The sequence below is a fragment of the uncultured Serinicoccus sp. genome (assembly GCF_947487915.1).
GTDB lineage: Bacteria > Actinomycetota > Actinomycetes > Actinomycetales > Dermatophilaceae > Ornithinicoccus.
In genome coordinates this window covers 83,016-102,528 of record NZ_CANKYH010000010.1, presented here as the reverse complement: position 1 = coordinate 102,528, position 19,513 = coordinate 83,016, and the positions used below count along the sequence as shown (strand labels likewise).

Here is a 19,513-nt window from a genome sequence, read left to right as displayed (position 1 = left end):
GGTCACCCGCAGACCCTAGGCTGGTCATCGTGAACCCCCTTACCGCCGGGCTCCTGGGGCTCCTCCTGGGGCTGCTGCTGGCAGCGCTGGTGTGGTCGCTCGTGCGATCCACCGGGCGCCCCGCCGACGACCCCGAGGGCACCCGGCCCGTCGGAGTCGTCCCCGAGGGCGCCACGCAGGTGCTGTCGGTGCTGCGCTCGGGCGCCATCGTCGCCGACCGTTCGGCGCAGGTGCACGTCGCCACGGGGGCCGCCCTGGCCTTCGGGCTGGTCCGGGGGAACGACCTCGTCAACACCCGCCTGCGCGAGCTCGTGGCCGAGGTGCTCACGCACGGTCAGGTCACCGAGGACGAGCTGGAGTACGTCCGTGGCCCGCTGTCCTCGGGCAGGGTGCTGCTCGCCGTGCGGGTGGCGCCGTTCGGCGACGGCCTGGCGCTCATCCTCGTCGACGACCGTACGCAGGCCCGGCGGGTGGAGGAGGTGCGCCGCGACTTCGTGGTCAACGTCAGCCACGAGCTCAAGACGCCGGTCGGGGGGCTGGCCCTGCTCGCCGAGGCGATCGCCGGGGCAGCGGACGACCCGGACGCCGTCAGCCGCTTCGCCGGCCGGATGAAGGTCGAGACCGAGCGGCTCACTCGGCTGGTGGCCGAGATCGTCGACCTGTCCCGGCTGCAGGCCGGGGACCTGCTGGCCGACATGGTGGTCGTCGACGTCGCGGCCTGCGCCGAGGAGGCGGTGGACCAGGCCAGGGTCGTCGCCGGGGCGCGCACCGTGGTGGCGGCCCCCGCGGGCCGGCCCGAGAACCTGCGCATCTACGGCGACCACGACCTCGTCACGACCGCCATCCGCAACCTCGTCACCAACGCGATCGCCTACTCCGACGACAAGACCCGCGTCGGGGTGGTCACCCGTCGGGTCGACGACCTGGTCGAGGTGTCTGTGTCGGACCAGGGCCGCGGCATCTCCGCCCAGGACCAGGAGCGCATCTTCGAGCGCTTCTACCGCGTCGACCCGGCCCGTTCCCGCCGCACCGGCGGCACCGGCCTGGGGCTGTCGATCGTCAAGCACATCAGCGCCGGGCACGGCGGCAGCGTCTCGGTCTGGAGCGAGGAGGGTCAGGGCTCGACCTTCACCCTACGCTTCCCCGCCGCCGTCGGTGAGACGCGCGCCGTCGGCACCCCCGCGCCCTACCAGCAGGGGCGTCCCGTCCAGGTGTTCGACCCCGCCCACGGCGACGCCCCGCCACCCGCCCCGAAGGCGGACCGACCCGACCGAGGAAAGGTGACCCGATGACCCGGATCCTGGTGGTGGAGGACGAGGAGTCCTTCTCCGACCCGCTGGCCTACCTGCTCGAGAAGGAGGGGTATGACGTCACCGTCACCGAGACGGGGACCGACGGGCTGTCGGAGTTCGAGCGCAACGGCGCCGACCTCGTCCTCCTGGACCTCATGCTGCCGGGCATGTCCGGCGTTGACGTCTGCCGGGCCCTGCGCCAGCGCTCCAGCGTGCCGGTCATCATGCTCACCGCCAAGGACTCGGAGGTCGACAAGGTGGTCGGCCTGGAGCTGGGCGCCGACGACTACGTCACCAAGCCCTACTCCGGCCGCGAGCTGCTCGCCCGGATCAAGGCGGTGCTGCGCCGGCAGACCGAGCCCGAGGAGCTCATGCCCTCCACCGTCGAGTCCGGCCCGGTCCGCATGGACGTGGAGCGGCACACGGTGTCGGTGGACGGGAAGTCCGTGTCGCTGCCGCTCAAGGAGTTCGAGCTGCTCGAGATGCTGCTGCGCAACGCCGGGCGGGTGCTGACCCGGGGCCAGCTCATCGACCGGGTCTGGGGCAGCGACTACGTCGGGGACACCAAGACCCTGGACGTGCACGTCAAGCGGCTCCGGGCCAAGATCGAGCCCGACCCGTCGCACCCGCAGCACATCGTCACCGTCCGGGGGCTGGGCTACAAGTTCGAGACCACCTGAGCCGACCGCACGCCGGCGGGGACCGGTCGGGCGTGGGGCACCGGTGGGGGCGCCGGTGGGGGGAGTCCGGGGGGCCGCAGCCCCCCGGAGGTGAGGCTTTCTTGGGGGGGTGTCCGGGGGGCGCAGCCCCCCGGAGGTGAGGCTTTTTGGGGGGGAGTCCGGGGGGCGCAGCCCCCCGGAGGTCTACTTCTTGCCCTGGTTGGCGACGGCCTGGATCGCGTCGGCGGCGGCCGCCGGGTCGAGGTAGCGCCCGCCCGGGGTGGTCGGGGCGAGGTCGGCGTCCAGCTCGTAGAGCAGCGGGATGCCGGTGGGGATGTTGAGCCCGGCGATGTCCTCGTCGCTGATGCCGTCGAGGTGCTTGACCAGGGCCCGCAGGCTGTTGCCGTGGGCGGCGACCAGCACCGTCCGGCCGCTGCGCAGGTCGGGGACGATCGCGTCGTCCCAGTAGGGCAGCATCCGCGCGACGACGTCCTTGAGGCACTCGGTGCGGGGCAGGTCCTCGCCGAGGTCGGCGTAGCGGGGGTCCCCGGCCTGGGAGTACTCGGCGTCGTCCTCGATGGGCGGCGGCGGGGTGTCGAAGCCGCGCCGCCAGGCCATGAACTGCTCCTCGCCGTACTTCTCCCGCGTCTGCGCCTTGTCCAGGCCCTGCAGCGCCCCGTAGTGACGCTCGTTCAGCCGCCAGTGCCGGTGCACCGGGATCCAGTGGCGGTCGGCGACGTCCAGCGTGGTGTTGGCGGTGGTGATCGCGCGGCGCAGCAGGGAGGTGTGCAGGACGTCCGGCAGCAGGTCCTCCTCGCGCAGCAGCTCGCCGGCCCGACGCGCCTCCTCGTGGCCGGTCGGCGTCAGGTCGACGTCGACCCACCCGGTGAAGAGGTTCTTCTCGTTCCACCGGCTCTCGCCGTGGCGCAGCAGGATCAGGGTGTATGCGGCCTCGCTCATGCCGCCCACCCTACCGATCAGGGCCGACCGGCCTGCCCCTCGGTCGAGGACTCCAGCTCGGCCCGGAAGGCCTCGAGGTTGGCGGTGGACTCGCCGCGGTCGACCCGCCAGGCCCACTCGCGCCGGATCGAGGTCCAGAAGCCCAGCCGCAGCAGCTCGTTGAAGGGCTCGTCGCAGGCCGCGAGGACGGCGCCGAGCAGCTCGTCGAGCACCGACTCGTCCTCCAGCCCGGCCAGCGGGACGCGGCCGGTGAGATAGACGTCGCCGCTGGCGTCCACGGCATACCCCACGCCGGGCAGTCGCAACGCGCGCCGCAGGAGGTAGCGGTAGAACGCCTCGTGGTTCTCGTCCGGCTTGCGGATGACGAAGGCGCGCAGCTCCAGCGCGCGCTCCCCCACGACGAGGGACAGGACGGTCCGCAGCTTGCGCTCCCCCGGCAGGGCGACCGCGGTCTCCCCCGGACGGGTGCCGACCTCCCAGGCGACACCGAGGGCGTCGAGCTGCTCGCGGAGCCGGGTCTGCGCGGACTCATCCATGGGGTCCTCCTCGCCGACGTGCGTGGGTGTCCTTCGCGGCAGCATAGGCCGACATGAGGGCGTCGACCGTGCGCTCCCACGAGTAGCCCTGCGCGTGCGCCACCCCCTGCGCCGACCACGCCGCCCGCTCCTGCGCGTCCTCGAGGCGCCGCAGCGCGTGCTGCAGGGCGTCCGCCCAGGTGCCCGGGTCGTGCCCGTCGACCAGGACGCCGGCCTCCCCCACCGCGAGCGGCAGGCCGCCGACGCGCGCGGCCAGGACCGGCGTGCCGCAGGCCAGGGCCTCGATGGCGACCAGCCCGAAGGACTCGTTGTGGGAGGGGACGACCACGAGGTCGGCGGCCCGCATCCGGCGCGCCAGCTCCTCGCGGGTCACCGGTGGGGCGATGTGCACCAACCCCTCGACGCCCTCGGCGACGGCCAGCCGCTGCAGTGCCCCCGGGCTGGCCGTGCCGGAGCCGGAGAGCCCGCCCAGCACCGAGACGACCAGCCGGTCGCGCAGCGCCGGGTCGCGCCGGACCAGCTCGCCGGCCGCGCGCACCAGCACGTCGGGGGCCTTCAGCGGCTGGATGCGGCCGACGAAGAGCAGCACCCGGTCCTGCGGCGCCAGCCCGAGGGCGCGGCGGTCGGCGGCACGGTCCCCGGGCCGGAAGGTCTCCAGGGCGACCCCGGGCGGGACGACGTGCACGCGCGCGGGGTCGGCGGAGTAGAGCTCCACGAGGTCGCGGGCCTCGGCCGGGGTGTTGGCGACCAAGGCGTCCGCCCGGTCGACGAGCTCCTGCTCGCCCGCGACCCGCGCCTGCGGCTCGGGGGCGTCGCCGGCCGCGAGCGCGGCGTTCTTGACCCGCGCCATGGTGTGCATGGTCTGCACCAGCGGCACGTCGAAGCGCCGGGCCGTGAGGCCGCCGGCCTGGCCGGAGAGCCAGTAGTGGGCGTGGATCACGTCGTAGTGCCCCTCGGCCAGGCCGGCCACGTGCCGCGACAGGTCGTCGGCGAAGGCGCACAGGTGCCCCGGGAGCTCGTCCTTGGGCACCCCCTCGCGGGGCCCGGCCGGGACGTGGTGCACGGTCACGTCCAGGCCCGGCTCGAGCTCCACGCTCCCGTCCCCGCCGGGGCCGGCGCGGGTGAAGATGTCGACCTCGACGCCGCGGCGGGCGAGCCGGGTGGCGGTCTCGACGACGTAGACGTTGAGGCCGCCCGCGTCTCCGGTGCCCGGGCGCTGCAGCGGCGAGGTGTGCAGCGAGACCATCGCGACCCGGCGGACCGGCAGGTCGGCGGCGGTCGTCGTCACGCGAGCAGTGTGGCACGCGGTGCCGAGGGGCGACCTAGTCTGGGTCGGTGCCCGCCCGCCCCGCCCGCCGACCCGTCGGCACCGTGACCCGCGGCACCACCAACCCCAACCGGCTGCGCAAGATCGACCGGTGGATGGGGTATGCCCTGGGGGGCCTCCTGCGCGCGGCACCGGAGCCGCCCGTCGTCGTCGACCTGGGCTTCGGCGCCTCGCCCGTCACGGTGCTGGAGCTGGCCGCCCGGCTGCGCCAGGTGCGTCCGGACGTCCGGCTGGTCGGGGTGGAGATCGACCCGGAACGGGTCGAGCGGGGTCGCCTGCTGGCGGACCCGCCGGGGGTGGACTTCGCGCTCGGGGGCTTCGAGGTGCCGCTGCCCACGGCGCTCGGCGCAGAGGCGCGACCGATGGTGGTGCGGGCGCTCAACGTGCTGCGCCAGTACGCCGAGGCCGAGGTCGCGCCGGCGTGGGCCCAGGTGACGCAGCGGCTGGCCCCGGGCGGGGCGCTCGTGGAGGGCACCTGCGACGAGCTCGGCAGGCTGGCGAGCTGGGTCGACGTGCGCCGTGGTCCGGACGGTGGGCCGGAGCCGGTGTCCCTGACGCTCTCCCTGAGGCTCGCCGGCCTCGGGTCGCCCTCGGTCGTCGCCGAGCGGCTGCCCAAGGCCCTCATCCACCGCAACGTGCCGGGCGAGCCGGTGCACTCCTTCCTGACGGCGCTGGAGTCCGCGTGGGCGAGGTCGGCGCCGATGGCGAGCTACGGCGCCCGCCAGCGGTTCGTGGCCACCGCCCGCACCCTGCGCGAGGACGGCTGGCCGGTGCGTGGCGGTGTCGCCCGCTGGCGCCTCGGCGAGCTCACCGTCGCCTGGTCCGCCGTCGCCCCGACCTCTGCACCGGACGCGCGGTAGGACCGCACCGGACGAGCCCGCACAGCCCACCGACAGGCCAGTCCCAGCCTGTGCCTCTACCCTGGAGTCATGCCAGCCATCTACGAGGCACAGAACCTGCTGCAGGTCGTCGTGGGCGTCGCGGTCTTCGGGATGATGCTGTGGGCCCTGATCGACTGCGCCCGCACCCGGTCCGACGCGTTCGCCGCCGCGGGCAAGCGCACCAAGCAGTTCTGGCTGCTCCTCACCGGTGGCGCGGCGCTGATCGGCTTCATCTTCATGTTCAGCCCCTTCTCGATCTTCAACGTCATCGCCGTGGTCGCGGCCGCGGTCTACCTCGCGGACGTCCGCCCGGCCGTCAAGGCGGTGCAGGGGCACGGCGGGTCGTCCAGCCACATGGGCCCCTACGGCCCCTGGTGACCCCCACGCGCCTCACCCTGGTGCGGGGTCAGGTGTCGACGAGGAGCGTGAACGGGCCGTCGTTGACGAGCTCGACCTCCATCATGGCGCCGAAGCGCCCGGTGGCGACCTCGACGCCACGCTCCTGCAGCGCCGCGACGACCGCCTCCACCAGGGGCTCGGCCACCGGCCCCGGCGCCGCGTCGCCCCAGGAGGGGCGTCGGCCCTTGCGGGTGCTGCCGTAGAGCGTGAACTGGCTGACCACCAGCACCGGCGCCCCGGTCTCGAGCACCGACCGCTCCTCGCGCAGGATCCGCAGCTCGGCGATCTTGCGGGCCATCGCCTCGACGTCGGCCGGGCCGTCGTCGTGGGTGGCGGCGACCAGCGCCACGAGACCCGGCCGGGTGATCTGCCCCACCACCTCGCCCTCGACGCGCACCGCCGCCCGGGTGGCCCGCTGCAGCACCGCCCGCACTAGCCCGCCCCCGGCCGGCCGGCCCCGTGCGGCACGGCCCGCGACAGCATCAGCCCACCTCGGGCAGGACGGCGCGCACCGCGCCGACCCGCTCGCCGTGCCCGCGCACCACCGCCCGCGCGTCGAGGGCGTCCATCACGTCCGCCGCGTCGGGGCCGAGCTCGTGCGCCCCCGCCCGGCGGAGGGCAGCGGTCGCGACGACCACCCGCGCCCGCTCCCCGCCGTCGGTGATCTTGACGGACAGGCCACGGCCGTCCGCGAGGCCCACCGCGTAGACCGACTCCGCGCCGTCCTTGGCGATGAGGCCGGGCACCGCCCCGATGAGCTCGCTCACGTCGCGACCGGTGCCGCCGAGGAACTCGGGGTGGCGTCGGATCGCCTCGGCGACCCGCCCCTCCTCGGTCGAGGGGTCCGCCGCGGCGATCCGCCCGAAGGCGCGGGCCAGCCCGGTGGAGGACACGCCGAGCGCGGGGGCCCCGCACCCGTCCACGGTCGAGACCGCGACCGGCTCGCCGGTGAGCTCCTCCACCACCTCGACGACGAGCCGCTGCAGCGGGTGCTCGGGGTCGAGGTAGGCGCCGGTGTCCCAGCCCGCCGCCACGCAGGCCGCCAGCATGCCGCTGTGCTTGCCCGAGCAGTTCTGGGCCAGCGAGGTCGCGGGGTTCCCCTCCCGCACCCAGCGCCGGCGCTCGTCCTCGTCGAACGGCAGGTCGGGGGTGTTGCGCAGCGCGGACTCGTCCAGCCCCACCGAGGCGAGGATGCGTCGCGCGCCGTCGAGGTGGCGCCTCTCGCCCGAGTGGCTGGCGCAGGCGAGCGCGAGCAGCTCGCCGTCCAGCGCGGCGCCCGCCCGCAGCATGGCGACCGCCTGCAGGGGCTTGAGCGAGGACCGCGGCAGGATGGGTGCCTCGACCGGCCCGAGCGCCAGCTCCGGTGAGCCGTCCGGGGCGGTCAGCGCGACCACGCCGTGGTGCACCGACTCGACGAAGCCGTTGCGCACCACCTCGGCGACGACCGGCGCGGACGCCAGCGGTGAGTCGGAGGCCTGCGGGAGATCGGGTGCCATGCGCCCGATCCTGCCAGCCGCACCCGAGGCCCCGGCACCCCGGGACGCCCGGGTAGGCCCTCGCTCAGCCGGCGACGACCACCGTCTGGGCGGCGGCGGCGCCGTCGGCGAGCAGCGTCATACCGGGATCGAGGTTGCGCTTGACCAGCGCCAGCGCGATCGGGCCGTCCTCGGCGTGCCGCGCCACCGTGGTGAGCCGGCCGACCGCGCGGCCCCCCTCCAGCGGGGTCAGCTCGGTCCCCGCCTCGGGGATGACGTGCCCCGAGCCGTCGAGGTGCAGGAACACGACCCTCCGGGGCGGGCGTCCGAGGTTCTTGACCCGGGCGACCGTCTCCTGGCCCCGGTAGCAGCCCTTGTGCAGGTGGACGGCGGTGCGCAGCCAGTCCAGCTCGTGCGGGATGGTGCGGTGGTCGGTGTCCACGCCGGCCCGGGGCCGCCAGGCGGCCACCCGCAGCGCCTCCGCCGCCCAGGTGCCGGCGAGCGGCCGGTCACCCACCGCCGCCGCGAGCTCGGCGCGGGGCACGAGGAGCTCGCGCCAGGCGCGGCCGTGGCCCGGGTGCTCCTCCCCCTCGGGGCCGTAGCAGAACGTGTCGCCGACCGGCCCCGGCCAGGGGTCCACCCAGGCGACCGGCTCGCCCGGCACCGACTCGCGGGCGACCGGCTCGCCGAGCACGGCATAGGCCTCGCTGACGTCGGCGACCTCGACCCGCAGCATGAACCGCATCGAGTCCAGCCACTCGGCCACCGCTGCGGCCGCGCCCGGCTCGGTGGTGATCCAGGTGGTCGTGCCGTCGTCGACGACGTGCAGCGCGTGCTCGACATGCCCCTTGGGCGAGAGCACGAGCGTCTCGGCCGAGCGTCGGGCGGGCAGGTCGACCAGCTGCTGGGTGGTCAGCGAGTGCAGCCAGCTCAGCCGGTCCGCGCCGGTGACCGTGACCACGCCGCGGTGGGAGAGGTCGACGACCGCCAGCCCCTCCGCGAGGAGCCGTTGCTCGCGGTGCGGGTTGCCGTAGTGCGCCGCGACGCCCGCGTCGACCCCGGTGCCGTCCACGGCACCGGGCCGCTCCAGCAGCACGCTCATCGTCTCCTCCTCCTGCCGTCCGGGCCGGTCACCAGCACCACGGTACGCGCCCGTCGTCACGGAGAACATGCAGGCGGCAGGCATACAATCCGCCCCATGCCGGCTCACGACGCCTCCCGCCACCGCGAGGACCCGCCCACCCGCGACCGCGGACCGCGCCACCCGGTGCGCGCCCTCGTCGTCGGGGTGGGCCTGCTGGCGCTCGTGGGGGTGCTCGCCCTGGGCGGTTACGCGTTCTTCCTCCAGCGGACCGTCGAGGGCAACATCGAGCGGGAGGACCTCAACGCCGACGACAACTCGGTCGTGACCATCTCCCCGGACCGCTTCGGCTCCACCCAGCCCGGTGACGACGAGGCCGCCGCCGAGGACGACGGGTCGGTCGACCTGGACGGGACCGTCGAACCGGACGGCGAGACCGGCGAGGAGCAGCTCGAGCAGGACGACGGCACCGCCCCGCTCGTCGGTGACGACGGCGAGCAGATCGAGGTGCCGGAGAGCGAGTTCGTCGCCACCAGCCCGGAGCGGCCGGCCGAGGCCGGGGAGGCGATGAACTTCCTCATCATCGGCTCGGACAGCCGCGACCTGTCCGTGGAGCGCGGCCGCTCGGACGTCATCGTGCTTATGCACATCAACGACGAGCGCGACCGGGTCGACCTCATCCACTTCCCGCGCGACCTCTTCGTGCCGATCGCCGGCACCGGTGGCTCCTCGAAGATCAACGCGTCCTACTCCTACGGCGGGGCCCCGCTGCTCGTCCAGACCCTGCAGCCGCTCATCGACGTGCCGATCGACCACGTCGTCATCGTCAACTTCGAGAGCTTCCGCGCGATGACCGATGCCATCGGCGGGGTCGACGTCAACGTCGCCGAGGCCTCCCCCGGCTTCCCCGAGGGCGTCATGCACATGGACGGCGCGACCGGGCTGGAGTTCGTGCGGGAGCGGTATGCCCTGTCCCAGGGCGACATCTCCCGCGGGCAGCGCCAGCAGGCCTTCATCCAGGCGATCATGACCGAGGCGCTCTCCCGGGAGACGCTGACCAACCCGGCGCGGCTCTCCCGCTTCGTCGACGCGGCGACGACCAACCTCACCGTCGACGCCGACCTGCAGGTGAGCGACATGCGCGACCTGGGATTCGCCATGCGCGGCGTGCGCGGCGACGACATCTTCTTCGAGACCGCACCGTGGAGCGGCATCGCCGACCACCCGGTCGCCGGATCCATCGTCGTCATGGCCGACGAGCAGATGCAGGTCCTGTCCGAGCACCTGAAGAACGACACCATGGAGGACTACACCGACCCGGTGTCCCCGCGCACCGGTTTCGGCGGATAGTCCCTACCATGGGCGGGTGCCCATCGAACTCGACCCGACCATGCACCCGGACAACGCCCCCCTCGCCTGGCTGCTCGGCACCTGGGCCGGCGCGGGCGTCGTCGGCTACCCGACGATGACGTCCCGCAACTTCGGTCAGGAGGTCGAGGTGACCCACGACGGTCGCCCGTTCCTGCACTGGACCTCCCGCACCTGGCTGCTCGACGAGCAGGGCGAGAAGGAGGAGATCTTCGCCGTCGAGAGCGGCTACTGGCGCCCGCAGCCGGACGGCGACGTCGAGCTGCTCCTCGCCCACCCGACCGGCGTCGTCGAGATGTACTACGGCAAGAGCGGCCAGGCCAAGGTCGAGGTCGCCACCGACAGCATCGTGCGCAGCCCCAGCTCTCCGGAGTATGCCGCGGCCCAGCGGCTCTACGGCTACGTCAACAGCAACCTCATGTGGGTCATGGACATGGCCGCGCACGGGCACGAGATGCAGTCCTACATGTCGGCCGAGCTCCGGCGGGTCTGAGGACGCCTCAGCCGGGGAAGGAAGAGGGCAGGAACGCGAGGCCGACGAGGTAGGGCGTGACGCCCACGACGAGCACCGACAGGGTGCCCGTCACCAGGCGGGGCCGCGAGTGCGCCAGCGTCGGCAACCCGACCAGCACGGCCCGCAGGGCGTGGCTCACCGCCCCGGCCGCCACGCCGAGCAGCACCCAGGTCTCCCACGGCGCCCCGAGCGAGAGCGCGACGCCGAGCGAGGCGGCAGCCCCCCCGGCCATGGCCAGCGCCAGCAGCCACCCGCCCACCGCCCGCCAGCGGACGGCCAGGTCCGTCACGGACGACGCGGCCGACGCGGCCAGGGCGCCGAGGAGCAGCCCGATGCCCCCGGCGGTGTGGCTCGCCGGGACCATGAGGATGCCGCAGCCCACCAGGGCCAGCCCGAGCACCACCGCGCTGACCGACTGCACCACCCGGGGCCGGCCGTCCCGGCGCAGGATCTGGTGCAGGAAGGCGGTGATCATCGCCAGCGCCAGGGCCGCCGGGACCCACTCCAGCCAGGGCTCCTCCTGACGGACGCCCACCGAGACCACCAGCGCGAGGCCCCCGATGAGGAGCACCGCGGCGGTGCCGCGCGGCGAGGGCAGGCCCAGGGTGCCCGACCAGCCCCAGGCGACCACCACGGCGCACGCCCCGAGGGTCACCGCGAGCAGCCAGGGCGCGGCGACCGCCGACACGGCCAGCAGCCCGGCCACGGCGCACGCCACCACCGCCAGCGCCCCCACCAGTCCTGGCGTGGGGGCATCGGCGACCCGCGCGCTGGAGGTGGGGTGCGGCATACCTCCATCTTGCCGCACCCGTCCTGGTGGAGGCCGCAGGCGGGCCGACTCCTTATCCTGGGTCCGTGGCCGACCTGGTCCTGCTCACCCCGCGCCCCGCCGAGGACACCTCGGCGGCGCTCGTGCTGCCCGGCCTGGCCCTGCTGCCGCACCGGGTCTCGGTCCTCGGCATGGACGTGGGCACCCTCGTGAGCCGGGGCGACCCGGACCTCGTGCTCGTGGACGCGACCGCCGACCTGGTGCAGGCGCGCGGGGTGCTGCGCTCCCTGTCCGCCCTCGGTCTGGGGGTGCCGGTGCTGGCCGTCGTCGGCGAGGGCGCGCTCGCGGTCCTCGACGACCAGTGGCCGATGGACGACCTGGTCACCGCCACCGCGAGCCCGGCCGAGCTGTCCGCGCGGCTGCGGCTGGCCCTGGGGCGCGGCCCGCGGGCGGCGGTCCCGGCGCCCGGCCCGGTCGACGGGGCCGGGGGCGTGGAGGAGCCGGAGACCATCCGGGTCGCCGACGTCGTCGTGGACGAGGCCAGCTGGACGGTGCGGGCCGGGGGCCGGGCGCTGGACCTGACGTTCAAGGAGTTCGAGCTGCTGCGCTACCTCGTCCAGCACCCGGGGCGGGTCGTCACCCGCGACATCCTGCTCCAGCAGGTCTGGGGCGGCGACTACTACGGCGGCACGCGGACCGTCGACGTCCACATCCGCCGCCTGCGCGCCAAGCTCGGGCCGGAGCGGGAGTCGCTCATCGGGACCATCCGCGGCGTCGGCTACCGCTTCACCGGGGCACGCAGCACCGAGCGCTGATCTGCGTGCCAGACTGACCCCCATGCCTGGAGATCGCCCCCAGCCCGACATCGACGAGCTCCCCGCACTGCCCGGCCGCGTGTCCGGCGACGTGCTGGCCCTGGCCGTGCGGGCCGCGGGCCACGACGGCGTCAGACCGCTGTCCGAGCAGACCGTGCTGCAGGCCCGCCGGCTGCCGGAGAGCAGCGCCAGCCACGAGACCGGGGTGCACCTCGTGGTGCGGGACGGCGCGCAGGGGCCGGTCATCGGCTACGGCCACGTCGACACCAGCGACCCGCAGGCACCGTCCGCCGAGCTCGTCGTCGATCCCGAGCAGCGGCGCCGCGGGGTGGGCGGGGCCCTCCTCGACCACGTGCTGCGGCGCTGGCCGCAGGTGCGGCTGTGGAGCCACGGGGACCTGCAGGACGCGCGCACCCTCTACGCCTCGCGCGGGCTGCGGGTCGTCCGCGAGCTCTGGCAGATGGCCCGGCCGCTGGCCGGCGAGTGGGCCGACCTGCCCGACCAGGTGGAGCTGCCCGAGGGCTTCGCCGTGCGGGCCTACCGCGTCGGCGCCGACGACGAGGCCTGGCTGGCGGTCAACGCGCGGGCCTTCGCCGACCACGCCGAGCAGGGCCGCACGAGCCTGGCGGACCTGCAGGACCGCCAGCACGAGCCGTGGTTCGACCCCTCGGGCTTCCTCGTCGTCGAGGACACCACGGAGGTCGACCCCGACGGGCGTGCGCGGATGGCGGCCTTCCACTGGACCAAGGTCGAGACCGACCACCCGGAGACGGGTGAGGTCTACGTCGTCGGGGTCGACCCCGACTACCAGGGCCGCGGACTCGGGACCGCGGTGACGCTGCTCGGTCTGCAGCACCTGCGCGCCTGCGGCGTGCAGGAGGCCACGCTCTACGTCGACGGGGACAACGCGCCGGCGATCGCGACCTACCAGCGCCTCGGCTTCGAGCGCTCCGCGGTCGACGTCATGTATGCCGCGGGGGACCCGGAGGCATGAGCAGCGCCGGTCCGCCGGTGGTGCGCGCCGGCGGGGTGCTGCCGGTGCGTGTCCGCCAGGGGGCGCTGCAGGTCGCCCTCGTGCACCGGCCGCGCTACGACGACTGGTCCTGGCCCAAGGGCAAGCTGGAGCGCGGCGAGGACTACCCGGTCGCGGCCGTGCGCGAGACGTGGGAGGAGACCGGGCTGCGGGTGCGGCTGGGGGCTCCGTTGCCGGTCTCGCGCTACCGGTTGGCCAGCGGCTCCGACAAGGTCGTGCACTACTGGGCCGGAGAGGTCGTCGGCGGCCAGGGGGCGCTGGAGCACGAGGTCGACGAGGTGTGCTGGCTCTCGCCGACGCTGGCCGGTCGCCGGCTGAGCTATGACCGGGACCGTGAGCAGCTGGCGGCCGTGGTGGACCTGTACGGTGCCGAGCGGCTCCCGACGTGGACCTTCCTCGTGGTGCGCCACGCCCTGGCGATCGCCCGCGGCGACTGGTCCGGCCCGGACCCGCTCCGGCCCCTCACCGGACCCGGGCGGCGCCGCTCGGCGCACCGGCTCGCGGACCTGCTGGCGGCATACGGGCCGGAGCAGCTGCTCAGCAGCACCTCGGTGCGCTGCTCCGACACCCTCGCGCCGTTCGCGCGGTCGGCCGGGCTGAGCGTCACGACGAGGAAAGGGCTCTCCGAGGAGGGCTTCGAGAGCGACCCCCGCAAGCTCCGGAAGCACCTCGGGCGGGTGCTCGAGGCGGGCGTCTCGACCGCGCTGTGCACCCACGGGCCGCTGCTGCCCGACCTCGTGGGCGCGTTGCTCGAGCGGACCGCCCCGGGCATGGAGCGGTCGGGGGTGCGGGTGCTGCGGCGCCTCACGGAGGTGACGATGGACAAGGGCGAGGTCCTGGCCTGCACGATGACCGGCTCCGGGGCGGCGGCCCAGGTCCTCTCGGCGACGAGGTACCGGCCCCGCTGAGCTGCCGGCGACCCGCGGTCGTGGCAGTGGCAGTGGCGCCGTGCCGGGGCGCCGAGCTGCCGGCATACCGACGGGAGAGGGTGTGCGTGCCGGGCCGGGAGCGCCTCTCGGCGCGTGGCCGCTCGAAGCGGCGTGTGTTGGAGCCCGGGGCTGCCGCGGCCCGGCACGCGCAGACCACGGTACGCCTCTGCCCGAGGTTCCCCCAAACCTGCACCGGGAGGTGCGGAGGACGCCCCTCGGGTTCGTCACGACGTCTCGTGCCCGATCCCGCGTCCGGTGGTGCGCGACTGCAGCGGATAGGTCGCCGCCCGGGGCGATTCCACGACATACCCGGTGCAGTCGCGCCCTTGCGGGCCGGGGACTGCGCGCGGAATCCTCGCGGTCAGTGCAGGTCGCCCAGGCGCCAGAGGCCGGCGCAGGCGGCGAGGTCGTCGGCGGTGTCGCGCAGGCGCGCGGCCCGGGTCACCTGCTCGGACGGTATGCCGTCGTCCCCCGGGTCGGCGAGCCCCACCGCCATGACGTGGCAGAAGGCGCTGGCGCGCTCGAGGGCGATCGCGAGGTCGCCGGTGAAGACGCCCCCGAGGATCTGCTCGGTGAGGCGGCGCAGCGCGTCCGGGTCGGGGGGCTCGGCGACCCCGGCGATCGCGTGGTAGACCTCCGTGTGCCCGGACCCGGCGACGAACCGGCGCCCGACCTCCTCGGGCTGGCGCAGCACCCACTCGTGCAGCAGGTAGATCCGCCACAGGGCCCCGGGCAGGCTGCGGGCCGGCCGGTCCGACCACAGCTGGGCGACCGTGGCCAGCCCCACCTCACCGACCAGCCCCACCAGTCGGGAGGTCAGCTCGCTGTCCCGGGCCGACTCGGCGCGGCCCCGGCCGACCACCAGCTCGGCGCTGCGGTGGGCCGCCTCGGCGACCTCGAGCGGGTCGACCTGCTCGGAGGCGTCCTCGAGCCGGTCCGGCGGCCGCAGCGTGGGCCGGTGGAACCGGCGACGCGGCGCGTCCTCGCTCATCGCCGCACCACCACCACGCTGTCCGGGCCGAGCCGGAGCTCTCCGGCAGCCTCCTCGTCGTCCTGCGTGCCGCCCCGACCACCGTCCGGGCCGCCCACGACCCCCCGCAGCCGTTCGCCGACCTCGGCCGGGAAGGCCGCGACGAGGTCGGCCCTCACCGGTGCGCCGTCGTCACCGGCCGGCAGCGGCACGGGGATCTCGCCCTCACCGCCCAGCCGGGCCACGACCGCGACCCCGGGACGCACGACCGTGAGGACCTCCCCACCGGTGCCGTCCGGCTGCCGGGCCACCTCGCCGACGGTCCCGCGCACCTGCGGCGCGGTGTCCCGCCGCCAGTGCAGCAGGGCGCGGTAGAACGCCAGCACCTCGGCGTGCTCCCCCTCACCCACCTCGGACCAGCGCAGGGTCGAGGCCGCCACCGTCCCGGTGTCCTGCGGGTCGGGCACCTCCCCGGCCCAGCCGTGCTCGGCGAACTCCGCCTGCCGGCCCTCCCGGATCGACTGCGCGAGCCACTCCTCCTCGTGGTCGGTGAAGTACTGCCACGGCGTCGAGGCGCCCCACTCCTCGCCCATGAAGAGCATCGGCGTCCAGGGCGCGGTGAGCAGCAGTGCCGCCCCGACCGCGTGCCGACCGGCCGGTATGCCGTGGTGCAGCCGGTCCCCGACCGCCCGGTTGCCGACCTGGTCGTGGGTCTGCAGCGAGGCGACGAAGCGCCAGGGTTCGGTGACCTCGAGGTCGACCGGGCGCCCGTGCACCCGCCCCCGGAAGGTCGAGAGGGTGCCGTCGTGGAAGAAGGGCGTGCGACCCAGCACCTGGGGGACGGCCCCCGGGTCGGCGAAGTCGCCGTAGTAGCCCTGGGACTCCCCCGAGAGGAGGACGTGCAGCGCGTGGTGCACGTCGTCGGCCCACTGCCCGTGCAGCCCGAGACCTCCGGCACCACCCGGCCCGCGTCGCGAGACGGTCGCGGGGTCGTTGCGGTCGGACTCGGCGACCAGCGAGCGCGGCACCCCGGTGCGCGCGGTGAGGGCGTCGGCCAGCTCGGCGAGCTCCTCCAGGAGGTGCACGGCCCGCTCGTCGTGCAGCGCGTGCACGGCGTCGAGCCGGAGCCCGTCGAGGTGGTAGTCCTCCAGCCACATCCGGGCGTTGTCCAGCAGGTAGGCCCTGACCCCGTCGCTGCCCGGCCCGTCGAGGTTGACCGCCTCGCCCCAGGGGGTGTGGTGCCGGTCGGTGAAGTAGGGCCCGGTCTGCCGCAGGTAGTTGCCGCTGGGGCCCAGGTGGTTGTAGACGACGTCCAGCCACACGGCGAGCCCGGCGGCGTGGGCGGCGTCGACGAAACGGGCCAGCCCCTGCGGCCCGCCGTAGGCGTCGTGCACGGCATACAGCGCGACGCCGTCGTAGCCCCACCCGTGCCGACCGGGGAAGGCGGCCACGGGCATGAGCTCCACGACGCTCACCCCCAGCTCGACGAGGTGGCCGAGCCGCTCGGCGGCGGCGTCGAAGGTGCCCGCCTCGGTGAAGGTCCCCACGTGCAGCTCGTAGACGGCCGCGCGCTCCATGGGCACCCCGCCCCAGCCCTGGTCGGTCCAGGGGAAGGCGCCGGTGTCGACGAGCGCGCTGGCGGCGTGGACCCCGTCCGGCTGGTGCCGGGAGCGGGGGTCGGGCACCGGGTCGCCGTCGTCGACGGCGAAGGCGTAGCGCCCACCGTGCGCGGCGACGTCGGCGGTGACCGACCACCAGCCGTCTCCCGACGCGGTGCCGGCACCACCACTCGACCCGGACGCCGCCATGGGCACCCGCGTGCCCCCGTCGGCACCGAGCACCAGCTCGACCTGCTCGGCGTCGGGCGCCCACAGGCGCACCTGCTCCGCGCTCATCGGCCACCCTCCCGCAGGTCGGCGGCCCGCACCAGCAGCGCGACCGGGCCCTGGGCGAAGACGTCGGCCGCGAGCGGGCCGTCCGCGTCCTCGCCGACCGGGTGCTCCGCGCCGGTGAGCGCGTCGACCCAGAGGTCTGGCGGCAGGGGTATGCGCTGTCCCCCGAGACCGCCGGCCGCACCCAGCGCGCGGGGCGCCCGGATGGTGAGGGTCGCCGCCACCCCGCCACGCAGGAAGCCGAGCACGTGCTCGCCCGCGTCGACGGGGGCGTAGTCGGCCCCGGGGCCGTAGGCCTGCGGGAGCCAGGACCGCAGGCGCAGCACCCGCGAGGTCACCCAGAGCACCTCGTCGGACAGGTCGCCCGTCCACCCCGTGGCGTCCAGGCGCTGCAGCCGGTCGATGCGCTCGTCGTAGTCGACCGGCCGTCGGTTGTCGGGGTCGACGAGGGACAGGTCCACCACGCCGGAGCCCTGGTAGGTGTCCGGGATCCCGGGGAGGGTGAGCTGCAGGATCTTCTGCGCCAGCGTCAGGGTGCGGATCGTCGGCGCGTTGTCGCGGACGGCGGCCGCGATCGCCTCGGAGACCTCGCCCTTGCCCTCGCCCTCCCCCTCGCCGAGCATCTCGTGGGCGAGCGCGAGCACCCGGCCCTCGTAGTCCTCGTCCGGCTCGGTCCACGTCGAGCGCACCTTGGCCTCGCGCACCGCCTTGGTGAGGTAGGCGTCCAGCCGCTCGGTGTCGACCCGGCCGGCCCCCACCAGGGTCTGCCAGATCAGGTGTGCGGTCTCCCCGTCCACCCCGTGGCGGGCCGCGGCCTCGAGCGCGAGCCGGGAGACGGCCTGCCACGACTCGCCGTCGCCGGAGACGGCCAGGATCCGGGCGCGGACGTCCTCGCTGCGCTTGGTGTCGTGGGTGGACAGGGTGGTCATGCCGGCGGGCCAGTGCCCGGCCTGGTGGCGGGCCCAGGCGTGCAGGGTGGCCACGCCGTGCGCGGGGTCGAGACCGACGGCCGGGTCGGCGCCCACCTCGTTGAGCGCGACGAGGCGGTGCCAGCGGTAGAACGCGGTGTCCTCGATGCCCTTGGCCATGACCGGGCCGGTGGTCTGCTGGAAGCGCACGCACAGGTCGGCCGCGGCCGCGGGGTCGGTGGCGCACCCCTGCGGGTCGGCGAGGACGTCGGTGAGCGCGTCGATCTCCGCGCTTAGCTCGGGCCGGGCCGCGCGGGCGCGCTCCTGACCGTCCAGCAGGGGCTGGACCAGCGCCTCGTCGGCCTCGGTCGGGGCGGCCCCGGGCCGGACGTAGGCGCGGTAGACGTGCACCGAGACCAGCAGCTCGACCAGCGCGTCGCGCAGCCGGTCCTCGTCGTGCCGCGGCAGTGCCTGCACCGCCCGCCGCATGAGCCGGGCGACCTCGGGGCGCAGCAGCTCGGTGGCAGCGAGCCGCTTGCAGCGCTCGACCTCCACGTGCAGGTCGGGCTCACCCCCGGTCTGCGCCCACGTGGCGCTGACGACGTCGGTGGTCGTGGGGTCGACGAGGGCGGCGGACAGCGCCGCGTTGGCGTCGTAGCCGGTCGTGCCCGCGCAGGCCCACACCTCCGGCAGCCGCTCGTCCCCCTCGAGGATCTTCTCGACCCAGATCGGCGTGCCCTCCTGGACGGCGTCGTTGAGCATCCGCAGGTATGACGTGGGGTCGGCCAGCCCGTCCGGGTGGTCGATGCGGAAGCCGTCGACGACGCCGCGGCGGTGCAGGTCGAGGAGCAGCTCGTGGGTGTCGGCGAAGACGTCGGGCTGCTCGACCCGGACGCCGATGAGCCCGTCGACCTCGAAGAAGCGGCGGTAGTTCAGCACGTCGGCGGCGTCGAGCCAGGACGAGAGCAGCCAGCGCTGGGCGTCCAGCACGGAGCGCACCGCGGCTGCGGAGCCCGGGCCCTCGGGGTGCTCGTGCGCCAGCTGCTCGGTGCCCGGCGCGAGCGGCAGCACGTGCTCGAAGTAGCGGGCGACCGGCTGGCCGGCGGCCGGGCCCTCGTCGTCACGACCGGTGTCCAGGGTGATCTCGCCGCGGGCGAGCACCGCGTCGAGGTCCTCGCCGAGGACGGGAAGGCCGAACCGGCCACCGAGGTGGTCCCAGTCGACGTCGAACCAGGCGGCCCGCGCGGCGGTCGGCCCGTCGCGCAGCACCTCCCAGACCGGAAGGTTGCGCCACAGCGGGGCGACCAGCGCCATGTGGTTGGGGACGACGTCCACGACCACCCCCAGGCCCAGGTCGTGCGCGGCGTCGGCGAGCGCCTCGAGACCGGGCCGACCACCGATCTCGGGGTTGACCTCGGTGTGGTCCAGCACGTCATACCCGTGCTCGGAGCCCGGGACGGCCGTGAGCACCGGGGAGAGGTAGACGTGGCTGACCCCCAGCGCGTGCAGGTAGGGCAGCACCTGCCGGGCGTCGGCGCAGGTGAAGCCGGCGTGCAGCTGGAGGCGGTAGGTGGCGGTCAGGGGACGCGACGTGGAAGCTGTCATGACGTCCTCAGTGTCTCACCCGGCCGCGCGGGTGACCGCTCGTGCGGGCACCGCACGGTATGCGGTGCGTCGTCGGTCGGCCCGCACGTCCTGCGGCGCC

At 74.9% G+C, this 19,513-nt stretch carries 19 protein-coding genes; 9 read left to right on the top strand and 10 right to left on the bottom strand.

Annotated features, from left to right (window positions below; all coding sequences use genetic code 11):
* Positions 1–29: 29 nt before the first annotated feature.
* Complete coding sequence (locus Q0795_RS14500) at positions 30–1,292, top strand: ATP-binding protein (protein ID WP_298890773.1); 1,263 nt, start codon at positions 30–32, stop codon at positions 1,290–1,292.
* Positions 1,289–1,972: a response regulator transcription factor gene (locus Q0795_RS14495; RefSeq protein WP_298890771.1), complete on the top strand. Its 684-nt coding sequence runs from the start codon at positions 1,289–1,291 to the stop codon at positions 1,970–1,972. Before Q0795_RS14500 ends, Q0795_RS14495 begins: the two co-directional genes overlap by 4 nt.
* A gap of 183 nt (positions 1,973–2,155) precedes the next feature.
* On the opposite strand, the gene Q0795_RS14490 is transcribed toward Q0795_RS14495, so the two are convergent.
* From Q0795_RS14490 to mshA, 3 genes are read right to left on the bottom strand one after another with little or no spacing between them, the layout of a single operon-like run.
* Positions 2,156–2,911 (bottom strand): phosphoglyceromutase, encoded by a 756-nt coding sequence (locus Q0795_RS14490; protein ID WP_298890770.1) that lies wholly within the window; start codon positions 2,909–2,911, stop codon positions 2,156–2,158.
* 17 nt (positions 2,912–2,928) lie between these two features.
* Entirely contained in the window at positions 2,929–3,447 is a 519-nt protein-coding gene (locus tag Q0795_RS14485) for a YbjN domain-containing protein (RefSeq protein ID WP_298890769.1), read from the bottom strand.
* Positions 3,440–4,735, bottom strand: coding sequence for a D-inositol-3-phosphate glycosyltransferase (mshA, locus tag Q0795_RS14480; RefSeq protein WP_298890768.1), 1,296 nt, complete (start codon positions 4,733–4,735; stop codon positions 3,440–3,442). The genes Q0795_RS14485 and mshA overlap by 8 nt, the downstream gene beginning before the upstream one ends.
* A 47-nt stretch (positions 4,736–4,782) precedes the next feature.
* Here mshA and Q0795_RS14475 point away from each other — a divergent pair, with 47 nt between their 5' ends.
* Together Q0795_RS14475 and Q0795_RS14470 are read left to right on the top strand one after the other, a co-directional pair.
* Complete coding sequence (locus Q0795_RS14475; protein WP_298890766.1) at positions 4,783–5,634, top strand: class I SAM-dependent methyltransferase; 852 nt, start codon at positions 4,783–4,785, stop codon at positions 5,632–5,634.
* A gap of 69 nt (positions 5,635–5,703) precedes the next feature.
* Complete coding sequence (locus Q0795_RS14470; protein WP_298890764.1) at positions 5,704–6,033, top strand: DUF2516 family protein; 330 nt, start codon at positions 5,704–5,706, stop codon at positions 6,031–6,033.
* A 28-nt stretch (positions 6,034–6,061) separates the two neighbouring features.
* Here the strand turns inward: Q0795_RS14470 and dtd are convergent, their stop codons facing one another.
* From dtd to Q0795_RS14455, 3 genes are all read right to left on the bottom strand, one after another.
* Positions 6,062–6,487 carry a D-aminoacyl-tRNA deacylase gene (dtd, locus tag Q0795_RS14465; RefSeq protein WP_298890762.1) on the bottom strand — a complete coding sequence of 142 codons (426 nt, stop codon included), beginning with the start codon at positions 6,485–6,487 and terminating at the stop codon, positions 6,062–6,064.
* Between the two features lie 49 nt (positions 6,488–6,536).
* On the bottom strand, positions 6,537–7,550 hold the full coding sequence (locus Q0795_RS14460; RefSeq protein WP_298890760.1) for an asparaginase: 1,014 nt from the start codon (positions 7,548–7,550) through the stop codon (positions 6,537–6,539).
* A 64-nt stretch (positions 7,551–7,614) separates the two neighbouring features.
* A complete protein-coding gene (locus tag Q0795_RS14455; protein ID WP_298890758.1) occupies positions 7,615–8,631 on the bottom strand; it encodes a folate-binding protein in 1,017 nt (338 codons plus the stop codon).
* A gap of 96 nt (positions 8,632–8,727) precedes the next feature.
* Between Q0795_RS14455 and Q0795_RS14450 the strand changes: the two genes are divergently transcribed.
* Positions 8,728–9,960, top strand: a complete 1,233-nt coding sequence (locus tag Q0795_RS14450; protein WP_298890756.1) for an LCP family protein — start codon at positions 8,728–8,730, stop codon at positions 9,958–9,960.
* 16 nt (positions 9,961–9,976) lie between these two features.
* Positions 9,977–10,471, top strand: coding sequence for an FABP family protein (locus Q0795_RS14445; RefSeq protein WP_298890754.1), 495 nt, complete (start codon positions 9,977–9,979; stop codon positions 10,469–10,471).
* Between the two features lie 7 nt (positions 10,472–10,478).
* Here the strand turns inward: Q0795_RS14445 and Q0795_RS14440 are convergent, their stop codons facing one another.
* Positions 10,479–11,282 (bottom strand): hypothetical protein, encoded by an 804-nt coding sequence (locus Q0795_RS14440; RefSeq protein WP_298890752.1) that lies wholly within the window; start codon positions 11,280–11,282, stop codon positions 10,479–10,481.
* Positions 11,283–11,347: 65 nt separating this feature from the next.
* Here Q0795_RS14440 and Q0795_RS14435 point away from each other — a divergent pair, with 65 nt between their 5' ends.
* Genes Q0795_RS14435 through Q0795_RS14425 form a run of 3 tightly spaced genes read left to right on the top strand, consistent with a single transcriptional unit; the run spans position 11,348 to position 14,017 of the window.
* Complete coding sequence (locus Q0795_RS14435) at positions 11,348–12,076, top strand: response regulator transcription factor (RefSeq protein WP_298890750.1); 729 nt, start codon at positions 11,348–11,350, stop codon at positions 12,074–12,076.
* 22 nt (positions 12,077–12,098) lie between these two features.
* A complete protein-coding gene (gene mshD / locus Q0795_RS14430; RefSeq protein WP_298890748.1) occupies positions 12,099–13,070 on the top strand; it encodes a mycothiol synthase in 972 nt (323 codons plus the stop codon).
* Complete coding sequence (locus Q0795_RS14425) at positions 13,067–14,017, top strand: NUDIX domain-containing protein (protein ID WP_298890746.1); 951 nt, start codon at positions 13,067–13,069, stop codon at positions 14,015–14,017. Before mshD ends, Q0795_RS14425 begins: the two co-directional genes overlap by 4 nt.
* Positions 14,018–14,399: 382 nt before the next feature.
* Here the strand turns inward: Q0795_RS14425 and Q0795_RS14420 are convergent, their stop codons facing one another.
* From Q0795_RS14420 to treY, 3 genes are read right to left on the bottom strand one after another with little or no spacing between them, the layout of a single operon-like run.
* Positions 14,400–15,029: a hypothetical protein gene (locus Q0795_RS14420; RefSeq protein ID WP_298890744.1), complete on the bottom strand. Its 630-nt coding sequence runs from the start codon at positions 15,027–15,029 to the stop codon at positions 14,400–14,402.
* Positions 15,026–16,903, bottom strand: a complete 1,878-nt coding sequence (gene treZ, locus Q0795_RS14415; RefSeq protein ID WP_298890742.1) for a malto-oligosyltrehalose trehalohydrolase — start codon at positions 16,901–16,903, stop codon at positions 15,026–15,028. Before treZ ends, Q0795_RS14420 begins: the two co-directional genes overlap by 4 nt.
* The gene (treY, locus tag Q0795_RS14410) at positions 16,900–19,413 is read right to left on the bottom strand and encodes a malto-oligosyltrehalose synthase (protein ID WP_298890740.1); all 2,514 of its coding nucleotides are present in this window, start codon (positions 19,411–19,413) and stop codon (positions 16,900–16,902) included. Before treY ends, treZ begins: the two co-directional genes overlap by 4 nt.
* Positions 19,414–19,513: the final 100 nt, after the last annotated feature.

Bases quoted from the DNA above. Each gene is read 5' to 3' on its own strand.
- Q0795_RS14495 (WP_298890771.1), top strand. From the start codon at position 1,289: ATGACCCGGATCCTGGTGGTGGAGGACGAGGAGTCCTTCTCCGACCCG.
- Q0795_RS14490 (WP_298890770.1), bottom strand. From the start codon at position 2,911: ATGAGCGAGGCCGCATACACCCTGATCCTGCTGCGCCACGGCGAGAGC.
- Q0795_RS14485 (WP_298890769.1), bottom strand. From the start codon at position 3,447: ATGGATGAGTCCGCGCAGACCCGGCTCCGCGAGCAGCTCGACGCCCTC.
- Q0795_RS14470 (WP_298890764.1), top strand. From the start codon at position 5,704: ATGCCAGCCATCTACGAGGCACAGAACCTGCTGCAGGTCGTCGTGGGC.
- Q0795_RS14460 (WP_298890760.1), bottom strand. From the start codon at position 7,550: ATGGCACCCGATCTCCCGCAGGCCTCCGACTCACCGCTGGCGTCCGCG.
- Q0795_RS14455 (WP_298890758.1), bottom strand. From the start codon at position 8,631: ATGAGCGTGCTGCTGGAGCGGCCCGGTGCCGTGGACGGCACCGGGGTC.
- Q0795_RS14450 (WP_298890756.1), top strand. From the start codon at position 8,728: ATGCCGGCTCACGACGCCTCCCGCCACCGCGAGGACCCGCCCACCCGC.
- Q0795_RS14440 (WP_298890752.1), bottom strand. From the start codon at position 11,282: ATGCCGCACCCCACCTCCAGCGCGCGGGTCGCCGATGCCCCCACGCCA.
- mshD (WP_298890748.1), top strand. From the start codon at position 12,099: ATGCCTGGAGATCGCCCCCAGCCCGACATCGACGAGCTCCCCGCACTG.
- Q0795_RS14425 (WP_298890746.1), top strand. From the start codon at position 13,067: ATGAGCAGCGCCGGTCCGCCGGTGGTGCGCGCCGGCGGGGTGCTGCCG.
- Q0795_RS14420 (WP_298890744.1), bottom strand. From the start codon at position 15,029: ATGAGCGAGGACGCGCCGCGTCGCCGGTTCCACCGGCCCACGCTGCGG.
- treZ (WP_298890742.1), bottom strand. From the start codon at position 16,903: ATGAGCGCGGAGCAGGTGCGCCTGTGGGCGCCCGACGCCGAGCAGGTC.
- treY (WP_298890740.1), bottom strand. From the start codon at position 19,413: ATGACAGCTTCCACGTCGCGTCCCCTGACCGCCACCTACCGCCTCCAG.